Consider the following 18275-nt stretch of genomic DNA (forward strand, 5'->3'; position numbering starts at 1 on the left):
GCTCACCGGACGTTCGCGCTCGCAATTTTGTGCGGCGCCCGGCGTCCCGTTCGGGTAATCACAGCATCTCGAAGGGTGAGCGGGTCGTCCGAGCGGGTCGGGGGCGGAAAGGCGGGTCATGCCAAGCGTGATGACAGCGCAGTACGGTGAGGACCGGCGGACAGCTGACACAGGAGGTCGGACCCTGGCCGGCAACGCTGTCGAAAGGCTGCCGAGCGGTCGGGACAACGGCGTCGCGACCGAGCGGGTGCGGCGTGCTGCCTTCCACCGGGTGGTCGGGCGGTTCCTGGGCCGGGTGCTCGGCAGGCACCGGCAGCTCGCGTTCGACGCGGCGGCCGTCGGCATCGCGGCGCTGGACGTGTGGCTGCGGGTCGTGCCCGAGGCCGAGCCGTACAACTACGTGCTGTCGGTCGTGGCGGTGGCGGCCGTGGCGTTGCGCCGGCGGTTCCCGTTCCTGGTGGTGCTGATCACCGTGCCCGGTTTCCTGGCCGGGTGGGCGCAGTTGGCGGCGATGATCGCGCTGGGCACGTTGGCGCGGCAGCAGTTGCTGTCCGCGCAGACCTACATCGGCGCGGCCCTGGTGTGGCTGAGCCGGTTCTTCGTGTGGCCGCTGGACGAGTTCGTGGCGCTCGACTGGAAGACCCACGTCCACAACGCCATCTACGGGTGCATCGTGGCGGGGATGCCGATCGCGATCGGGTTGCTGGCGCACGCCCGGGAGGAGTTGTCGGCGCGGATCTCCGAACTGGCGGCGAGCCGGGAACGGGAGCGGATGCTGCACGCGCACGCCGTGCGGGCGGACGAGCGGGCCCGGTTGGCCCGGGAGATGCACGACGTCGTGTCGCACCAGGTGAGCCTGATCGCGATGCAGGCGGGCGCGCTGCGGATGACCGCGGCCGACCCGGACGCGAGGCAGGTCGCCGGGACGATCCGGATGTTGAGCACGAGGACGCTGGACGAGCTGCGGCAGCTGGTGAGCGTGCTGCGGACGACCAGCGGCGACGACTCCCCGCAGCCCCGGGTCGAGGACCTGTCGCAGCTGGTCGGAGCCGCCGGCATCACCGCGACGTTGACCGTGCGGGGCCCTGTGGCCGACCTGCCCGCCCCGGTGTCGGGCGCGGCTTACCGGACGGTGCAGGAGGCGTTGACGAACGTGCGGAAGCACGCGTGCGGGGCGGCCACCGCCGTGTCGGTGATCGCCGATGCCGACCAGCTGCGGGTGGAGGTCCGCAACGAGGCCCCGGAGGGCGCCGCGGGGTCGGTGGACGGGGCGGCGCTGCCCAGCGGTGGCCACGGTCTGATGGGGCTGCGGGAACGCGCGGCGCTGTTGGACGGTGAGCTGGAAGCCGGACCCACCGACAACGGCGGCTTCGCCGTGAAAGTGACGTTCCCCCTGTTCAGGACGCTGGAAACCTGAGTCTCAGGCGCGGCGCGGAGGTGTCCGCACCCCGGCGACCACCATGTGGATCAACAGGTCGTAGGACTCGTCCAGCGTCTCGGGGAGCTGGAACGCGTTCTCCGCTTCCAGCAACGCGAAGCCGTGCATGGCCGCGCGCAGGCACCGGACCGCGTGGATCGCCGCGGAGTCCTCCAAGCCGTACCCGCGGAGGGTGGCCAGCACGATGCCGACCAACCTCTCCCCCGCCCGCGCCACCATCGGCTCGGGCGCCTGGATGATCACGGAGTAGCGGTGCGGGTGACCCACCGCGTAACCCCGCCAAGCCGTCATGAGCGCGCGGATCGCCTCGTCGGCGGATCGACCGAGCACCGCCCCGCCGATCCGGTCGGCCAGCTCCTCCGTGATCCGCACCGACAGCAGGGCGCGCAGCTCGGCCAGGCTGCGGACGTGCTTGTACAGCGACGGCGTGGCCACACCCGCCCGGGAGGCCACCGCCGCCAGGGTCAGCGCGGCGGGACCCTCCTCGTCGACCAGGCGCAGCGCGACGTCGACCACCGCGGTCGCGGACAGCGCCGCCCTAGCCACGGGCGCCCGCCCCGAGGAAGGCCAGGACCGCCGCGGCCACCTCGGCCGGGAACTGCGCGTGCGGGTAGTGGCCCGCCCCCTCGACGACCTCGACGCGGCCCAGCCCCGGCGGCATGGCGGCCACGACGCCCTCGCCCTCCGCGCGGGCGTCGACCCAGTCGGGGTCGAGTGAACCTTCGACGACCAGCGCGGGGCACCGGAGGTCGCCGAGCACGGCGCCCGCGTCGGTCGGCGCGGACATGCCCATCTTCCCCACCACCGCCATCCGACCGGACCTGCGCAGGTCCGCGTCGAGCGCGGCGAGGTGCCCGGCGAAGCCCGCGGGCTTGGCGCCGGGGTAGGCGTGGTGGAGGTAGCGCTTCCACAGCCCGACGCTGCGGAACATCCCCGCGCCCATGAGCAGCAGCATCCCCTTGCGGTAGCGGGGGTTCGAGAGGAGACCGCCGAAGTCGACCCGCTGCGCCCGGGTGAACGGGCTGATCTGCACGATCGCGGTGACCGACCCGGGCTCCCGGGCGGCGGCGATGGCGACGGAGCCACCGGCGAACGAGTGGCCGACGAGCACGGCCGGGCCACCCAGGTGCCGGACCACGGCCAGCAGGTCGGCCGCCGAGTCGGTGCGGGTGTAGGACGGCCAGCCGGTGCTGGACTCGCCGTGGCCGCGCTGGTCCACGGTGGCGACGCGGTACCCGGCGCCGGCGAGCCGGGCGGCCACTTCGCGGTAGGCGCCGCGGTTGTCGCCCATGCCGTGGGCCAGCACGATCAGCGGCCCCTCGCCGGTCACGTCGTAGGCGAGCCGTCCGCCGTCGAGCTCCAGGAACTCGGTCATGTCCACTCCCACGGTCGGCTAATGTCTGTAACTCAAAAGCTAATGGCATTAGCCGAGTCTGTCAACCGACGCCGCGCGCCCCGCGCCGGGTGGCCACGGCCGTGCACACCGCCGCCGCAGCGCCCAGCCCGCCGCACACCAGCGCCGGCCACAGGTCGGGCGGGTGCCGCAGCAGCACCGACGGCAGCAGCCACCCGGCCACGCCGAGCGCGAAGCCCAACGGCCCCGCCACGACCACCGCGCCGGTCCCCGCCTGACGCCGCCGCAGGGACCGCACGACCGACTCCAGGTACGCGAGCGCGAACAGCAGCAACACCGCGCTCCCCGCGCCCATGATGCTGACCATCGGGTGCGTCGTCGGCCGGAGGAGGTAGGCGGTGGACCGGCCGTCGGCCGTCACGGTGGCCACCGCGGCGCCGCCCACGATCCACCGGCTCGCGCCGGGCAGCTCGAACGTCAGCGGCGACGCGGCGGCGTCGGCGGGAGGGGATGCGGGCACGTCGGCCAGGGTGATCCCGGCGGCCGTCACGGCGAGGCGCGCGGTCGCGGGGTCGCCCTGGCCGACGGCGACCGGCTTGCTCAGGTCGGCGTCGAGGATCGGCAGGTCGCGGGTCGGCGCGGCGAAGGGGAGGGCGATCATCACGGCGGCGGCGAGGCCCGCGGCCAGGGCGAACCACCGGGCGGGTCCCGGGGCGGCCAGCACCTGCGCCGCCGGCACGAGGGTCTGCGCGCCCAGCCGCACGGGCGGTGTCGCCGGGGTGTCCACGAGCGTCGCCCGAACGGGGAGGTCGAGGCTCTCCCGCGGCCCGGAGGGGCCCGGCGCGGAGCGGTTGCCGGCGGCGGCCACGTGGGGGCTCAGGTGGACCGGCGCGCCGAGGCGCAGCAGCCAGTCCCGGCCGAAGAGCTCGGCCGCCGCGCCCGCCAGGTCCACCGCGAACGTCTCCGCGTTGCGGTACCGCGCCCGGGGGTCGCGTTCGAGACCCCGCATGATCACCTGGGCGAGCGGGCTCGGCACCTCGGTCAGGGGACGGGGCTGCTGGTGGACGTGGCGCTGGATCATCGCCAACGCCCCGCCACCGCTGTCGAACGGCAGCCTGCCGCTCAGCAGCTCGTACAGCACCGTCGCCGCGCCGTAGACGTCGGCCGCCGGGCTCAGCGGGTTGCCCAGGGCCTGCTCCGGGGACAGGTACGCGGGCGTGCCGAGCACCTGCCCGCCGTGCGTCACGAGCGTCGCGCCCTCGCTCACCACCTGCGAGATCCCGAAATCGGCGACCTTGAGCACCCCGCCGGAGGTGAACAGCAGGTTCTTCGGCTTCACGTCCAGGTGCAGCACCCCGGCCCCGTGCGCCGCGTGCAGCCCCGACAGCATCGCCAGACCGATGGCGCACGACGACGCGGGCGTGACACCCGAACCGGTGAACCTCGACCACACCGTGCCACCGTCGAGCTTCTCCATCACCAGCAGGTGCTCGCCGCGGTCCTGGACGTAGTCGTAGACGGGCACGATGTGCGGGTGGTCGAGCCGCGCCAGCAGCCGCGCCTCGTGCGCGAACCGCGCGCTCATCCGCTCGTCCGAGGCGAGCACCCCGGGCAGCCGCTTCACCGCCACCGCCCGCCCCAACGGCCGGTGCACGGCCGCGTACACGACCCCCATCCCGCCGCGCCCGACCTCCGCGCCGAGCTCGTACTGCGGCAGCGCCGCGACGACGTTCGCCGACACCGTCACGCCACACCGCCCGGCAACGGCCGCGTGATGCGCTGCGTGGCCTCGGGGTCGACCGGACCGGCCGGGCCCCCCGGACCGACCGGGCGCAGGTCGTCCACGTCCGGGTGAGGTGTCAGGTAACCCAGGGCGAACGCGACCGCGGCCGCGCCCAGCACGAACGGGATCTCCGCCGCCGGCGACGGCGCCATGACCCGCAGCACGGACAGCGAGATCACCGCCACGAGCCCGGTGCCGACGCCGGCGGGCAGGAACCGCATCGCCCGCTGCCACCGGTTCGCGGGCAGCCGCCGGCGCGCCAGCGCGAACAGCGCGCCCGCCCACGCCAGCAGGGTCAACCCGAACACCGCGAGCCCGAACACGCCGTAGACCGACCACATCGACCCGCGCACGTCACCGGTCATGCCGATCGACGCCACCACGTCGCGGTTGGTGTCGAGCACCTCCAGCTCGGTCGGCAGCAACCCGGTGGCCTGGGCGCCGAGCTGCCCGAGGTCGAGCACGAACCCGCGCGTGACGCTCTCCCGGGCGGGCACGTCGAACGGCACGGTCGTGTCGTAGGAGAAGAACGTCAGCGCCAGCGCCGTGCCGGACAGCCGGATCGTCTTGACGTGCCGGACCGTGTCCGTTCCGTTGTGGACGGTCACGGAGATGAGGGAGGAGCGCGACGGGTCGAGCAGCAGCTCGTCCTCACCGACCGGGGCGCCGTCCACCGTGGCGTCGATGGTGACCGCGTCCCCGGCGGCGTGCGCCGGGGCGACGCCGAAGAAGATCCCGCACAGGAGCAGTAAACCGACGCTGCTCATAATGCGTCTCACAAGGGCACCTCATCGGGGGGTAGCGGACTGGTCCGGGAGTCGGCATGCGATCGGCAGGAACACTAGCTTTACTCGGTGCCTCGGCATATGCCGTTACGGTGCTTGTAGCGGCACCGGTATCGGCGCAGCAGCAGGGCGTCGCGACCGCGAGCCCGGACTCCGGCCCGGCGGGCAGCACGTTCACGGTGAGCTGGACCGGCGTGTACCTCGACCCGGACTGCTCGAACTACACCGTGCAGCTGCTGTGGGACGGCGGGCGGGTGATCGGCAGCGGCAGGCACGCGGGTCGCGGCGCGGGGTCCGGTTCGGCGACCGTGCCGCCGGACGCGGGTGTCGGCGTGCACCGGGTCACGGCACGTCCGCAGTGCGCGGCGACGTCGTCCCCGACGGACAACTTCACGGTGACGGCGAGGCCGACCACGACCACCACCCCGCCGCCGGTCACGACCACGACCGCTCCCCCGGTGACCACGACGAGCACCACGCGCCCGACGACCACCACCACCCGGCCGACCACGACGACCACCACCACGACCACGACGACGACCACGACGGGCAGTTCCGCGTCGACCTCGACCGTCGGCACGGTCCCGTTCGACGGTGACGGCGCGTTGACCCTGGACAAGGACAACATCCAGCCGGGTGACCCGTTGACCGCCACCGGCACGGGGTGCGAGCCGGGGTCGCCGGTGCGGCTCAGCTCGCTGGGCGAGGCCGTCGGCGCGGCGAAGGCGGACGACTCGGGCACGTTCAGCACCCGGGTCGAGTTCACCACGATCCAGCCGGGCCGCCACGTGATCCGCGCCGACTGCGGGGTGGTGCTGGTGGGCAGCGTGGACGTGGCGTTGACCAGCTCGACCGGTGGCACGACGTCCACCCTGGTGATCCTGGTGTTCTTCCTACTGGTGGGCGCGATCATGGTCCGCCGCCAGTTCTCCGGCCTGTTCACCAGGCGGAGCTGACCGGGCAGGGACGGAGAGCGGGCGGGAACGGAGACGACGACGGCCCCGGCGGGAAGTCCCACCGGGGCCGTCGTGCCGTTCTCGCCCGAGCCTGTCTAGGGCTCTTCGCGCTGCTTGCGCAGCTTGGTGAGCGCCTCTTCGAGGATCGCCTCACCGTCCGCGTCGGAGCGCCGCTCCTTCACGTACGCCAGGTGCGTCTTGTACGGCTCGTTGCGCGGCGGAGCAGGGGGTGCCTGCTCGTCGCGCCCGGCCGGCAGACCGCACCGGGGGCAGTCCCAGTTCTCCGGGATCTCGGCTTCGACCGCGAACGACGGCCGAGACTCGTGCGCGTTCGCGCACCAGTACGACACCCGACGTCGGGGCGCGGACTCGCCGCGCTCCGATTCGCCCATCGGGCCTGCGCCGACGCGGGTACCGCGAATCGCGTTACCACCAGCCATCGACCCTCACACCCCCACCACGTGGATTCCCTGTGTCCGCGTCGGCCGACGCCGTCGGCGCCCGCCGACCTGTGTCAGTTGACCTTCAACAGCAGTCCGATGCCCACGATGGCGATGACCCAGACCGAGCCGACGAACAACGTCAGCCGGTCGAGGTTCTTCTCGACCACGCTGGAACCGGACAGGCTCGACTGCATGCCGCCGCCGAACAACGAGGACAGACCGCCGCCACGCCCGCGGTGCAGCAGCACGAGCAGGATCAGCAGCACGCTGGAGACGAGCAACAGGATCTGAAGGAACAGGATCATTTCTTCCTCGCTGTCAGGCAGGTGACGCCACAGAGTACCCGGTCGACTGCCGACCGTGGACCACCGCGGGTGAAGAGTGTGTCAGTCACATCAGGGTAGAGGGCCGCCCGCCGCGAGTGCGCACAGCTTGGCGAACTCGTCCGCATCCAGGCTCGCACCACCGACAAGAGCGCCGTCGACGTCCTTCTGGGAGATCAACTCGGCGATGTTGCCCGACTTGACTGAGCCGCCGTAAAGCACTCGAACGGCCGAAGCGACGTCCTCGCCGTGGAGCTCGGCGAGCTTGACCCGAATGGCGGAGCACACCTCCTGCGCGTCCGCCGACGAGGCGACCTTGCCGGTGCCGATCGCCCACACCGGCTCGTAGGCGATGACGACGTCGCGCACCTGCTCGGCGGTGAGGCCCTTCAGCCCCGCGACGAGCTGGTCGGTGCAGTGCGCGACGTGGCCGCCGGACTCGCGGACGTCCAGCTGCTCGCCGAGGCAGAAGATCGGGGTGACGCCGTGCTTGAGCGCCGCCTTGACCTTCTTGTTGACCACCGCGTCGTCCTCGTGGTGGTACTCGCGACGCTCGGAGTGGCCCACGGTGACGAAGGAGCAGCCGAGCTTGGCCAGCATCGGGCCGGACACGTCGCCGGTGTAGGCGCCCGAGTCGTGCGGCGACAGGTCCTGCGCGCCGTACTTGAGCAGCAGCTTGTCGCCGTCGACGAGGGTCTGGATCGACCGGATGTCGACGAATGGGGGCAGCACCGCGACCTCGACCTTGGCGAAGTACTTCTCCGGGAGCGAGAAGGCGATCTTCTGCACCAGGGCGATGGCCTCGAGGTGGTTGAGGTTCATCTTCCAGTTGCCCGCGATGAGGGGCTGACGCTGGGCCATCACTCGGTTCCCCCGCTCGACCCTGCAAGCAGGTCTTCGTCCAACACAGACACGCCGGGCAGTTCCTTGCCCTCCAGGTACTCCAGGGACGCCCCACCGCCGGTGGAGATGTGCGAGAACCCGTCTTCGGGCAGGCCGAGGGCGCGCACGGCCGCGGCCGAGTCGCCGCCGCCGACCACGGTGAACGCGTCGCTCTTGACCAGCGCCTCGGCCACCGCGCGGGTGCCGCCGGAGAAGGCCTCGAACTCGAACACGCCCATCGGGCCGTTCCAGAACACGGTCTGCGCGTCGGCGAGCTTCGCCGCGAACAGCTCGCGGGTCTTCGGGCCGATGTCCAGGCCCTGCCGGTCGGCGGGGATGGCGTCGGTGGCGACGACCTCGAACTGCGCGTCGGGCGCGAAGTCGACGGCGGCCAGCACGTCGACCGGGAGCACCAGCTCGACGCCGCGCTCCTCGGCCTCGGCGAGGAAGCCGCGGACCTGGTCGAGCTGGTCGGCCTGGAGCAGCGAGCCGCCGACCTCGTGGCCCTGGGCCTTGAGGAAGGTGTAGGCCATGCCGCCGCCGACGAGGAGCCGGTCGACCTTGGTGAGCAGGTTCTTGATGACGCCGAGCTTGTCGGACACCTTCGCGCCGCCGAGCACGACGACGTACGGGCGCTGGAGGTCGTCGGTGAGCTTGCGCAGCACCTCGACCTCGGCCAGCACGAGGCCGCCCGCGTAGTGCGGGAGCTTCCGGGCCACGTCGTAGACCGACGCCTGCTTGCGGTGCACGACGCCGAAGCCGTCGGAGACGAAGGCGTCGGCCTTGGCGGCCAGCTCGTCGGCGAGGGCGGCGCGCTCGGCGTCGTCCTTGCTGGTCTCGCGGGCGTCGAAGCGGATGTTCTCCAGCAGCACGACGGTGCCGTCGCCGGCGGCCTCGGCGCCGATCGCGACGTCCTGGCCGAGCAGCTCGCCGAGCCGCTCGGCGACGGGCGCGAGGGAGAACCTGGGGTCGGGCTCGCCCTTGGGGCGGCCGAGGTGCGCGGCGACCAGGACGCGGGCGCCCGCGTCCACGAGCGCCTTGATGGTCGGCACCGACGCGCGGACGCGGCCGTCGTCGGTGATCCGGTCGCCGTCGAGGGGGACGTTCAGGTCGGCGCGCACCAGGACGCGCCGACCCGAGACACCCTCGCTGAGCAGATCGTCGAGAGTCTTCACAGCGAGTGATCCGCCTCTGTGCTCAGAGCTTGCTGGCGACGAGGTTGACCAGGTCGGCGAGGCGGTTGGAGTAGCCCCACTCGTTGTCGTACCAGCCGACGACCTTGACCTGGTTGCCGATGACCTTGGTCAGCGGCGCGTCGTAGATGCACGACGCCGGGTCGGTGACGATGTCGGCCGACACGATCGGGTCGGTGTTGTAGCGCAGGTAGCCCTTGAGCGGACCGTCGGCGGCGGCCTTGTAGGCGGCGTTGACCTCGTCCACGGTGACCTCGCGGCCGACGGTGACGGTCAGGTCGGTGGCCGAGCCGGTGGGCACGGGCACGCGCAGGGCGTAGCCGTCGAGCTTGCCCTTCAGCTCCGGCAGGACCAGGCCGATCGCCTTCGCGGCGCCGGTGCTGGTGGGCACGATGTTGAGCGCGGCGGCGCGGGCGCGGCGCAGGTCCTTGTGCGGCGCGTCCTGCAGGTTCTGGTCCTGCGTGTAGGCGTGGATCGTGGTCATGAGGCCACGCTCGATGGTGAAGCTGTCGTGCAGCACCTTGGCCAGCGGGGCCAGGCAGTTGGTGGTGCACGAGGCGTTCGAGATGACGGTCTGCGAACCGTCGTACTGGTCGTCGTTCGCGCCCAGCACCACGGTGAGGTCCTCACCCTTGGCCGGCGCGGAGATGATGACCTTCTTCGCGCCACCCTCGTCCACGTGCTTGCGGGCGGCCGAGGCGTCGGTGAAGAAGCCGGTCGACTCGACGACGACGTCGACGCCGAGGTCCTTCCAGGGCAGCTTGCCGGGGTCGCGCTCGGCCAGCGCCTTGATGACCTTGCCGTCGACCGCGATACCCTCGTCGGTCACGGTCACCTCACCGTCGAGGCGGCCGAGGATGGAGTCGTACTTGAGCAGGTGGGCCATGGTGTTGACGTCACCGAGGTCGTTGAAGGCGACGATCTCGATGTCGTGCCCGCTGGCCTGAACGGCGCGCCAGAAGTTGCGACCGATGCGGCCGAAACCATTGACACCTACGCGAACCGTCACGGTGAGTCTCCTCGGTACTCGACTGGCGTTGTCCGCCAGGGGCGTGCAGTCATGGGCTGACCAGGCAGCCGAGAGCCAGCCTAGCCTCCGGCCTGCGTCCCTGGTCACGTGGACCACCAGGATCTCTTTATCGAACAAGAAAATCCAGCTCGACCGGCTTGTTACTTCTGGGTAACTCGGTGGCCGGGGCGCGGTGACCCCGGGGTGCGGCCGGGTCGTGCCCCGGCGCCGGGCCCGCCGTCCCCCAGGGTATGACGCTCAGTGCTCGCCCGCAGGGCGCGCGGTCGCGTGACGGAGGGTGGCCGTCGTGGGCGTTCGCCACGGGTGCCCTGGACGCGGGACACGGTCGTCCCGACCGCAGGACACGCCCGGGGCGAGGACGGACTGATACACGATCGGGTTAAGCTGCGCCGCTTTCGATTCGAGGCGAGGCGGTGGCTGTGGCGCTGGTGACCGGTGAACCACCCGTCGCGGCCGCGCGTGCCGCCGAACGCCCCGCGGTCCGCGCCGACATCCAGGGCCTGCGCGCGTTGGCCGTCGCCCTGGTGATCTGCTACCACCTGCGCCCCGAGTGGCTGCCCGGCGGTTTCGTGGGCGTCGACGTCTTCTTCGTGCTCTCGGGCTTCCTGATCATCGGCACGCTCACCGGCGAGGTCCGGCGCACCGGCCGGGTCGGGCTGCTCGACTTCTACGCGCGGCGGATCCGCAGGCTCCTGCCCGCCGCCACCGCCGTGCTGCTGGCCGTCACCGCGGCGGTGTTCGCGGTGCTGCCCGAGTCGCGGTGGCCGACCGTGCTGCGCGAGGTGCTGTTCTCCGCGGTCAACGCGCAGAACTGGCTGCTGGCCGTGCTGTCGAACGACTACGGGCACGCCACCGCCGGCGCGTCACCGGTGCAGCACTTCTGGTCGCTGGCCGTCGAGGAGCAGTTCTACCTGGTCATCCCGCTGGTGCTGCTGGCCGCGGCGGTCCTCGCGGCACGGCTGGGCGGTGGGCCGGTGCGGTACGCGGCGGTCGCGGTCGGCGTGGTCACGGTCGCGTCGTTCGCGTTCTCCGCCTGGTACACGCCGGTGGACCCGGGCGCGGCGTACTTCGTCACGCCCACGCGGATGTGGGAGCTCGGGATCGGCGGCCTCGCCGCGATGGCGCTGCACCGGCTGCGGCCGGGCCGGGTGGCGCGCGCCCTGCTCGGCTGGGGCGGTCTGGCGGCGGTGCTGGCGAGCGCGTTCTGGTTCTCCACCGACCTGGCGTTCCCCGGCTGGGTCGCGGCGCTGCCGACGTTCGGGGCGGTCGCGATGCTCGTCGCCCGGGAGGACTCGCTCGCCCGCGTGCTCGGCCTGCGCCCGCTGACCTACGTCGGCGACATCTCCTACAGCCTCTACCTGTGGCACTGGCCGGTGATCGTGTTCGTGCTGGAGCTGACCGGGCGCGAGTCGCTCGCCGGGTACGAGGCGCTCGCCGCCGGCGTGAGCCTCGTGCTGGCGGCGGTGTCGAAGCACTTCGTCGAGGACCCGTTCCGGCGGCGGCGGCCCGCCCGCAGGCGCGTGACGTACGGGCTCGGCGCGGTGATGGTCGCGGTGACCGTGGCGGTCGCGTCGGGCGGGTGGGCGTCGGCCGAGTCGGCGTTGGCCGCGTTGCGCGGCCGGTCGGTGATCGACGCCGACCACCCCGGCGCGCTGGCGCTGGACCCGGGCCGGCCGCTGTCCGCGCCGACCGGCGTCCCGCTCGCGCCCGCGCCCGCCGTGGCCGGGGAGGACTGGCCGCACGACGACTGCGTGACGCGCGACCTGCCCGACGGGTTCAAGTCGTGCGTGTTCGGCAAGCCGGAGGCGCCCAGGACGCTGGTCGTGGTCGGCGACTCGCACGCCGCGCAGTTCAGCACCGCGCTGGCCGCGTTCGCCCGGCGCGGCGGCGGCGACCAGTGGCAGGTGCACCTGCTGGCGCGCAACGGCTGCCCGTTCTCGACCGCGCCGCCGACGGAGGCGGGCACGCCGCTGACCGTCTGCTCCGAGGAGAACCTGAAGAAGCTCGACCACATCCGCGACCTCGCGCCCGACCTCGTGGTCACGGCCGCCATGTCGCCGGAGTCCTACCTCAAGGACCTCAAGTGGACGTGGGAGTCGACCGCCGACATGGTCGACGGGTACCGGACCGTGCTCTCCGCGCTGTCCGACGCCGCCATCCCGGTCGCCGTGATCCGCGAGCTGCCCCGGCCGGAACGCCCGGTCGCGCCGTGCCTGGAACGCCGCCCCGACGATCCGGCCGACTGCGACACGCCCCGGGAGCGGGCCGTCGGCTCGCCGTCCGACCCGCTGGCCGACGCCGCGACCGGTCTGCCGGGCGTGCGGGTGGTCGACCTGACCGACTGGATCTGCCGCGCCGACACCTGCCCGGCCGTGGTGGGCAACGTGGTCGTCTACCGCGACAACCACCTCACCGACACCTACGTGCGGTCCCTGGCCGACCCGCTGGTCGCCGCCCTGGGGTTGGGCTAGGACGTGCCGCGGGCGGGCGCGGCACGTCGTGAGCGTTCAACTCGGGTGTCCTGGACGTGGGACACGCCTGTTCCGGACGTAGGACACGCGCGGGCTTCCCGGGTCAGACCTCGGCGTCGAGCATGTCGGCGGTCACGGCGGACTCGGTGTCGGGCATGCCCAGCTCCTTGGCCCGCTTGTCCGCCATCGCCAGCAGGCGGCGGATGCGGCCCGCGACCGCGTCCTTGGTCATCTGCGGGTCGGACAGCTGGCCCAGCTCTTCCAGGGACGCCTGGCGGTGGGCCAGGCGCAGCGCGCCCGCGGCGGCCAGGTGGTCCGGCGCTTCGGCGCCCAGGATCTCCAGCGCGCGCTGCACGCGGGCGGCGGCGGCCACGGCGGCACGGGCCGAGCGGCGCAGGTTGGCGTCGTCGAAGTTCGCCAGGCGGTTCGCCGTCGCGCGCACCTCGCGGCGCATCCGGCGCTCCTCCCAGGCCAGCACGCTGTCGTGCGCGCCGAGCCTGGTCAGCATCGCGCCGATCGCGTCGCCATCCCTTATCACCACGCGCTCCGCGCCGCGGACCTCGCGCGACTTCGAGCCGATGCCCATCCGCCGCGCCGCGCCGACCAGCGCCAACGCCGCCTCCGGCCCCGGGCAGGTCACCTCCATCGACGACGAGCGGCCCGGCTCGGTCAGCGAGCCGTGCGCCAGGAACGCGCCCCGCCACGCCGCCTCCGCGTCGCACACCCCGCCCGACACCACCGGCGCGGGCAGGCCGCGCACCGGGCGCCCGCGCGGGTCCAGCAGACCCGTCTGCCTGGCCAGCCCCTCGCCGTCCTTCACCACGCGCACCACGAACCGGGTGCCCTTGCGCAGCCCGCTGGACGTGATGGTGAACACGTCCGACTGGTGCCCGTACAGCTCGTGGATCTCGCGGCGCAGCCGACGCGCCGTCGAGCCCAGGTCCAGCTCCGCCTCGACGACCACCCGGCCGCCCACGATGTGCAGCCCGCCCGCGAACCGCAGCAACGAGGCGACCTCCGCGCGGCGACAGCAGGTCTTCGAGACGGCCAGCCTGCTCAGCTCGTCCTTCACCGCCGACGTCATCGCCACGGCGCCTCGCCTCCCCTGCTCGTCCGGTCTTCCTGGAGGGTTGTACTCGACGCCCCGCCGGTCTCGTCACCAGGGCCGGCCAACGCCCGGGTGATGCTCGACGCCAGCGCGGTCGGGTCGTGCCGGTCGGGCGCGCCGGCCACGGCGATGGGCGCGAGGTGCGCCGCAGCGCCGAGAGCTGCGGCGGCCCTGCGCAGCCGGTCCGGAACGGGCACCGCGTCGACGTCCGCGATCACCGCGTCCACCCGCAGGGCGGGCGCGTGCGCGCACAGGACGTCCAGGTGCAGCTCCGGCGAGAAGCCGTCGGTTTCCCCCGGTTGGGGGACGAGGTTGAGCACGACCACCTTCCGCGCCGACGTGCGCACCAGGGCGTCGTGCAGCTCGGGCACGAGCAGGTGCGGCAGCACGCTGGTGAACCACGAGCCGGGCCCGAGCACCACGACGTCCGCGGCGAGCACCGCCTCCACCGCCTCCGGGCAGCCGCGCGGCGCCTCGCCGGGGCCGCCCGGCCCGTTGAGCCGGATCCGCTGCACGCGCCCCGGCGTGGTGGCGACCGCGACCTGGCCCCGGATGCGGCGCACCACGTCGGCGTCGTCGTCCAGCCCGGTCACGTCGGCCTCGATCGACAGCGGCTCGGTGCACATCGGCAGCACGCGACCGCGCACGCCGAGCAGCCGGCCCGCTTCCCGCAGCACCGCCACCGGGTCGCCGAGCTGCTCGAACAGGCCCGCCAGCACCAGGTTGCCGACGGCGTGGCCGGCGAGCGCGCCGGTGCCGCCGAAGCGGTGCTGGAACAGCGTCGACCACAACGCGCTCGACTCGTCGGCGCCCGCCAGCGCCACCATCGCCTTGCGCAGGTCGCCGGGCGGCAGCAGGCCCAGCTCGCGGCGCAGCCGCCCCGAGGAGCCGCCGTCGTCCGCGACCGTCACCACGGCCGTCAGGTCGTCGGTCACCCGGCGCAGGGCGGTGAGCGTGGCGTGCAGCCCGTGCCCACCGCCCAGCGCGACCGCTCTGAAGCTCACTCGCGTCCCAGGTCCCGGTGCACGACCTTGACGGCCATGCCGTCCTCGCTGGCCAACCGGCCCGCGAGCTCCTCGGAGATGGCCACGCTGCGGTGCTTGCCGCCGGTGCAGCCGACCGCCAGGGTCAGGTACCGCTTGCCCTCGCGCCGGTAGCCGGCGCCGATCAGCCGCAGCAGCTCGTGGTAGCGGTCCAGGAACTCCTCCGCGCCCTCCTGCGTGAGCACGTAGTTGCGCACGTCGCCGTCCAGGCCGGTCTGCTCGCGCAGCTCCGGGATCCAGAACGGGTTCGGCAGGAACCGCACGTCCATCACCAGGTCGGCGTCCATCGGCAGGCCGTACTTGTAGCCGAAGGACAGCACCGTGACGCGGGTGCGGGTCGCCGACTCGCTGCCGAAGGTGTCCTCGATCTTGGCCCGCAGCTGGTGCACCGACAGCGCCGAGGTGTCCAGCACCAGGTCGGCCTCCTCCCGCAGCGGCGTCAGGAGGACCCGCTCGGCCTCGATGCCGTCGGCCAGCCGGCCGTCCGCCTGCAGCGGGTGGCCGCGCCGCACCGACTCGAACCGGCGGATCAGCACGTCGTCGGTGGCCTCCAGGAACAGCACCTTCGGCTTGTAGCCGCGCGCGTCCAGGTCCTTGATGACCGCCGCCAGGTCCTCGGTGAACGCGCGGCTGCGCACGTCCATCACCACCGCGACCCTGGTGATCGCGCCCCTGGCCTGCGCGCCGAGCTCCACCATGGTCGCGATCAGCTCGGGCGGCAGGTTGTCCACCACGAACCAGCCCAGGTCCTCCAGGCACTTCGCGGCCGTGCTGCGGCCCGCCCCCGACAGGCCCGTCACCACCGCGACTTCGATGCCGGACTTCTCGCCGGCCGGTGCGCTCACTTGTGCTCCTGTCGGTGTTCGACCACCGGCTCGGCCGCCGGTGGTCCGATCTTCGACTCCGTCGACGGCACTTCGGTGCCCGCCGCGCCCAACGTCGAGCGCACGGCCTCCGCGGTGCGCCGGCCCACTCCGGGCACACCGCTGATCTCGTCGACGCTCGCCTCGCGCAACTTCTTCAGCGAGCCGAAGTGCTTCAACAACGCGGCCTTGCGCGTCTGGCCCAGGCCCGGGACGTCGTCCAGCGCCGAGGTGGTCATCCGCTTGGACCGCTTCTGCCGGTGGTAGGCGATCGCGAACCGGTGCGCCTCGTCGCGCACCCGTTGCAGCAGGTACAGGGCCTCGCTGGTGCGGGGCAGGATCACCGGGTCCGGTTCGCCGGGCACCCACACCTCCTCCAGCCGCTTCGCCAGGCCGACCACGGCGACGTCGGTGATGCCCAGCTCCGCCAAGACGTCGGAGGCTACCTGCGCCTGGGGCGCGCCGCCGTCCACCACCAGCAGGTTCGGCGCGTACGCGAACCTGCGCGGCTTGCCGGTCTCCGGGTCGATGCCGGGCGTGGCGCCGCCGGTGTCCTTGTTGTCGCGCAGGTAGGCCTGGAACCGACGGCGCACCACCTCGGCGATCGAGCCGACGTCGCCCTGCTCGGCGCCCTCCCGCACGGCGAACCGGCGGTACTCGGACTTGCGCGCCAGGCCGTCCTCGAAGACCACCAGCGACGCGACCACGTCCGTGCCCTGCACGTGGCTGATGTCGGTGCACTCGATGCGCAGCGGGGCCGTGTCCAGGCCCAGCGCCTCCTGGAGCTCCTGCAGCGCCGCCGAGCGGGCCGTCAGGTCGCCCGCGCGGCGCAGCTTGTGCTGCTGGAACGCCTCCTTGGCGTTGCGCTCCACGGTCTCCATCAGCGCCCGCTTGTCGCCCCGCTGCGGCACCCGCAGCGCGACCCTGCTGCCGCGCAGGTCCGACAGCCACTTCTCGACGGCCTCGGCGTCGTCGGGCAGCTCCGGCACCAGCACCTCGCGCGGCACCGGCGCCGACTCCACGCCGCTGGCCCGCGCCGACTCGACCTGCTCGCCGTAGAACTGGGTGACGAACTGGTCCACCAGGCCGGTCACGCCGGTCTCGTCGACCTTGTCGACCACCCAGCCGCGCTGGCCGCGCACCCGGCCGCCGCGCACGTGGAAGACCTGGACCGACACCTCCAGGTCGTCCTGCGCGAACGCGACCACGTCGGCGTCCGTGCCGTCGCCGAGGACGACGGCCTGCTTCTCCAGAGCCCGCTTGAGGGCGGCCTGGTCGTCGCGCAGGCGGGCGGCCTTCTCGAACTCCAGCTCCTCGGCGGCGGCGGTCATCTCGCGTTCGAGGCGGCGCACCATCGAGTCCGTCCGGCCGGCCAGGAAGTCGCAGAAGTCCTCGACGATGTCGCGGTGCTCGTCCGGGCTGACCCGGCCCACGCACGGCGCGGAGCACTTGTCGATGTAGCCGAGCAGGCAGGGGCGACCGATCTGGCCGTGGCGCTTGAACACGCCCGCCGAGCAGGTGCGCGCCGGGAAGACGCGCAGCAGCAGGTCCAGCGTCTCGCGGATCGCCCAGGCGTGCGCGTACGGGCCGAAGTAGCGCACGCCCTTGCGGCGCGGGCCGCGGTAGACGTGCAGGCGGGGGAACTCCTCGTTCAACGTCACGGCCAGGACCGGGTACGACTTGTCGTCGCGGTAGCGGACGTTGAAGCGCGGGTCGAACTCCTTGATCCAGTTGTACTCCAGCTGGAGTGCCTCGACCTCGGTGCCGACGACGGTCCACTCGACGCTCGCGGCGGTGGTCACCATCTGCCGGGTGCGCGGGTGCAGGCCGGCGACGTCGGCGAAGTAGGAGTTCAGGCGTTGGCGCAGGCTCTTGGCCTTGCCGACGTACACCACGCGGCCGCCGGCGTCGCGGAACTTGTAGACGCCGGGGGCTTCGGGGATGGTGCCTGTCGCAGGGCGATAGGTCGACGGATCGGCCACACGCAAAGCGTACGTGGGAGCACCGACAGCCTCGCCGAGGCCGACCCCGCGCCGGGTCGGGTCGGGTCTGCTACCGGTTCCCCGGCCGGGGGGCGGCCCGGCCGGGCGGCAGGTCAGGCGGGCACGACCTGGCCGGCCTCCACCTTCACCGGCACCTCCGCCAGGCCCTTCGTGGCCGGGCCCTTGGTCACCGCGCCGTCCGAGGCGTTGAAGGTGCTGCCGTGGTTCGGGCACGTGATCACGCCGCCCTCCGGCGGCGACACGGCGGTGCCCTGGTGCGGGCAGGTGGCGTCGAAGGCCTTGACCGTCTCGCCGGTGCGCACCAGCACGAGCGGCTTGCCGTTGGCCGGGTTGCCGGCGATCAGGCCGCCGCCCTCGGGCACGTCGGCCAGCGCCGCGATGATCGGAGGGCCGGCCGGGGTGGTGCCGCCGCCCGGCGCGGTCCCGCCGGTCGTGCCGGTCCCGCCCGGGGTGGGTTCGCTGCCGCACGCGGCGAGGCCGCCCGGCACCGCCAGCGCGACCAGCACGCCGCACAGCATCGAGCGACGGGACAGCCCTGTCTTCTCCAAGGAACTCAAAACAGGTCCTCCGCTAAGTGGTGGTGGGTAGTCGTCCGGACAC

General features: G+C 72.9%; 17 protein-coding genes. 3 read left to right on the plus strand and 14 right to left on the minus strand.

Annotated elements, in window-relative coordinates; genetic code table 11:
* Positions 1-118: 118 nt before the first annotated feature.
* A complete protein-coding gene (locus IOD16_RS25295) occupies positions 119-1417 on the plus strand; it encodes a sensor histidine kinase (protein ID WP_201436419.1) in 1299 nt (432 codons plus the stop codon).
* A 3-nt stretch (positions 1418-1420) separates the two neighbouring features.
* Here IOD16_RS25295 and IOD16_RS25300 read toward each other — a convergent pair whose 3' ends face one another.
* The 4 genes from IOD16_RS25300 to IOD16_RS25315 all read right to left on the minus strand — a co-directional run bounded on the left by IOD16_RS25300 (position 1421) and on the right by IOD16_RS25315 (position 5342).
* A complete protein-coding gene (locus tag IOD16_RS25300; protein ID WP_201436420.1) occupies positions 1421-1984 on the minus strand; it encodes a TetR/AcrR family transcriptional regulator in 564 nt (187 codons plus the stop codon).
* Positions 1977-2813, minus strand: coding sequence for an alpha/beta fold hydrolase (locus IOD16_RS25305; protein WP_201436421.1), 837 nt, complete (start codon positions 2811-2813; stop codon positions 1977-1979). Before IOD16_RS25305 ends, IOD16_RS25300 begins: the two co-directional genes overlap by 8 nt.
* A gap of 61 nt (positions 2814-2874) precedes the next feature.
* A complete protein-coding gene (locus tag IOD16_RS25310; protein ID WP_201436422.1) occupies positions 2875-4539 on the minus strand; it encodes a serine/threonine-protein kinase in 1665 nt (554 codons plus the stop codon).
* On the minus strand, positions 4536-5342 hold the full coding sequence (locus tag IOD16_RS25315; protein ID WP_201436423.1) for a hypothetical protein: 807 nt from the start codon (positions 5340-5342) through the stop codon (positions 4536-4538). The genes IOD16_RS25310 and IOD16_RS25315 overlap by 4 nt, the downstream gene beginning before the upstream one ends.
* Before the next feature lie 110 nt (positions 5343-5452).
* Here IOD16_RS25315 and IOD16_RS40635 point away from each other — a divergent pair, with 110 nt between their 5' ends.
* Positions 5453-6316, plus strand: coding sequence for a hypothetical protein (locus IOD16_RS40635; RefSeq protein ID WP_236594373.1), 864 nt, complete (start codon positions 5453-5455; stop codon positions 6314-6316).
* A gap of 95 nt (positions 6317-6411) precedes the next feature.
* On the opposite strand, the gene IOD16_RS25325 is transcribed toward IOD16_RS40635, so the two are convergent.
* The 5 genes from IOD16_RS25325 to gap all read right to left on the minus strand — a co-directional run bounded on the left by IOD16_RS25325 (position 6412) and on the right by gap (position 10166).
* Positions 6412-6756: an RNA polymerase-binding protein RbpA gene (locus IOD16_RS25325; RefSeq protein WP_015103628.1), complete on the minus strand. Its 345-nt coding sequence runs from the start codon at positions 6754-6756 to the stop codon at positions 6412-6414.
* Positions 6757-6830: 74 nt separating this feature from the next.
* Positions 6831-7064 carry a preprotein translocase subunit SecG gene (secG, locus tag IOD16_RS25330; RefSeq protein WP_123746595.1) on the minus strand — a complete coding sequence of 78 codons (234 nt, stop codon included), beginning with the start codon at positions 7062-7064 and terminating at the stop codon, positions 6831-6833.
* A 90-nt stretch (positions 7065-7154) separates the two neighbouring features.
* Entirely contained in the window at positions 7155-7943 is a 789-nt protein-coding gene (gene tpiA / locus IOD16_RS25335) for a triose-phosphate isomerase (RefSeq protein WP_123748504.1), read from the minus strand.
* A complete protein-coding gene (locus IOD16_RS25340) occupies positions 7943-9139 on the minus strand; it encodes a phosphoglycerate kinase (RefSeq protein ID WP_201436424.1) in 1197 nt (398 codons plus the stop codon). The genes tpiA and IOD16_RS25340 overlap by 1 nt, the downstream gene beginning before the upstream one ends.
* Before the next feature lie 22 nt (positions 9140-9161).
* Positions 9162-10166, minus strand: a complete 1005-nt coding sequence (gene gap / locus IOD16_RS25345) for a type I glyceraldehyde-3-phosphate dehydrogenase (protein WP_073894620.1) — start codon at positions 10164-10166, stop codon at positions 9162-9164.
* Positions 10167-10600: 434 nt separating this feature from the next.
* Between gap and IOD16_RS25350 the strand changes: the two genes are divergently transcribed.
* The gene (locus IOD16_RS25350; RefSeq protein WP_236594374.1) at positions 10601-12658 is read left to right on the plus strand and encodes an acyltransferase family protein; all 2058 of its coding nucleotides are present in this window, start codon (positions 10601-10603) and stop codon (positions 12656-12658) included.
* A 103-nt stretch (positions 12659-12761) separates the two neighbouring features.
* Here IOD16_RS25350 and whiA read toward each other — a convergent pair whose 3' ends face one another.
* From whiA to IOD16_RS25375, 5 genes are all read right to left on the minus strand, one after another.
* Entirely contained in the window at positions 12762-13748 is a 987-nt protein-coding gene (gene whiA / locus IOD16_RS25355) for a DNA-binding protein WhiA (protein ID WP_053721404.1), read from the minus strand.
* On the minus strand, positions 13739-14770 hold the full coding sequence (locus tag IOD16_RS25360) for a gluconeogenesis factor YvcK family protein (protein WP_201436425.1): 1032 nt from the start codon (positions 14768-14770) through the stop codon (positions 13739-13741). The genes whiA and IOD16_RS25360 overlap by 10 nt, the downstream gene beginning before the upstream one ends.
* Positions 14767-15624 (minus strand): RNase adapter RapZ, encoded by an 858-nt coding sequence (rapZ, locus tag IOD16_RS25365; RefSeq protein WP_442978131.1) that lies wholly within the window; start codon positions 15622-15624, stop codon positions 14767-14769. The genes IOD16_RS25360 and rapZ overlap by 4 nt, the downstream gene beginning before the upstream one ends.
* Before the next feature lie 26 nt (positions 15625-15650).
* Positions 15651-17654 (minus strand): excinuclease ABC subunit UvrC, encoded by a 2004-nt coding sequence (uvrC, locus tag IOD16_RS25370; RefSeq protein WP_236594375.1) that lies wholly within the window; start codon positions 17652-17654, stop codon positions 15651-15653.
* A gap of 113 nt (positions 17655-17767) precedes the next feature.
* The gene (locus tag IOD16_RS25375; protein ID WP_201436427.1) at positions 17768-18232 is read right to left on the minus strand and encodes a Rieske (2Fe-2S) protein; all 465 of its coding nucleotides are present in this window, start codon (positions 18230-18232) and stop codon (positions 17768-17770) included.
* Between the last annotated feature and the right edge of the window lie 43 nt (positions 18233-18275).

The organism is Saccharothrix sp. 6-C (assembly GCF_016695385.1).
GTDB classification, from domain to species: Bacteria; Actinomycetota; Actinomycetes; order Mycobacteriales; family Pseudonocardiaceae; genus Actinosynnema; species Actinosynnema texasense.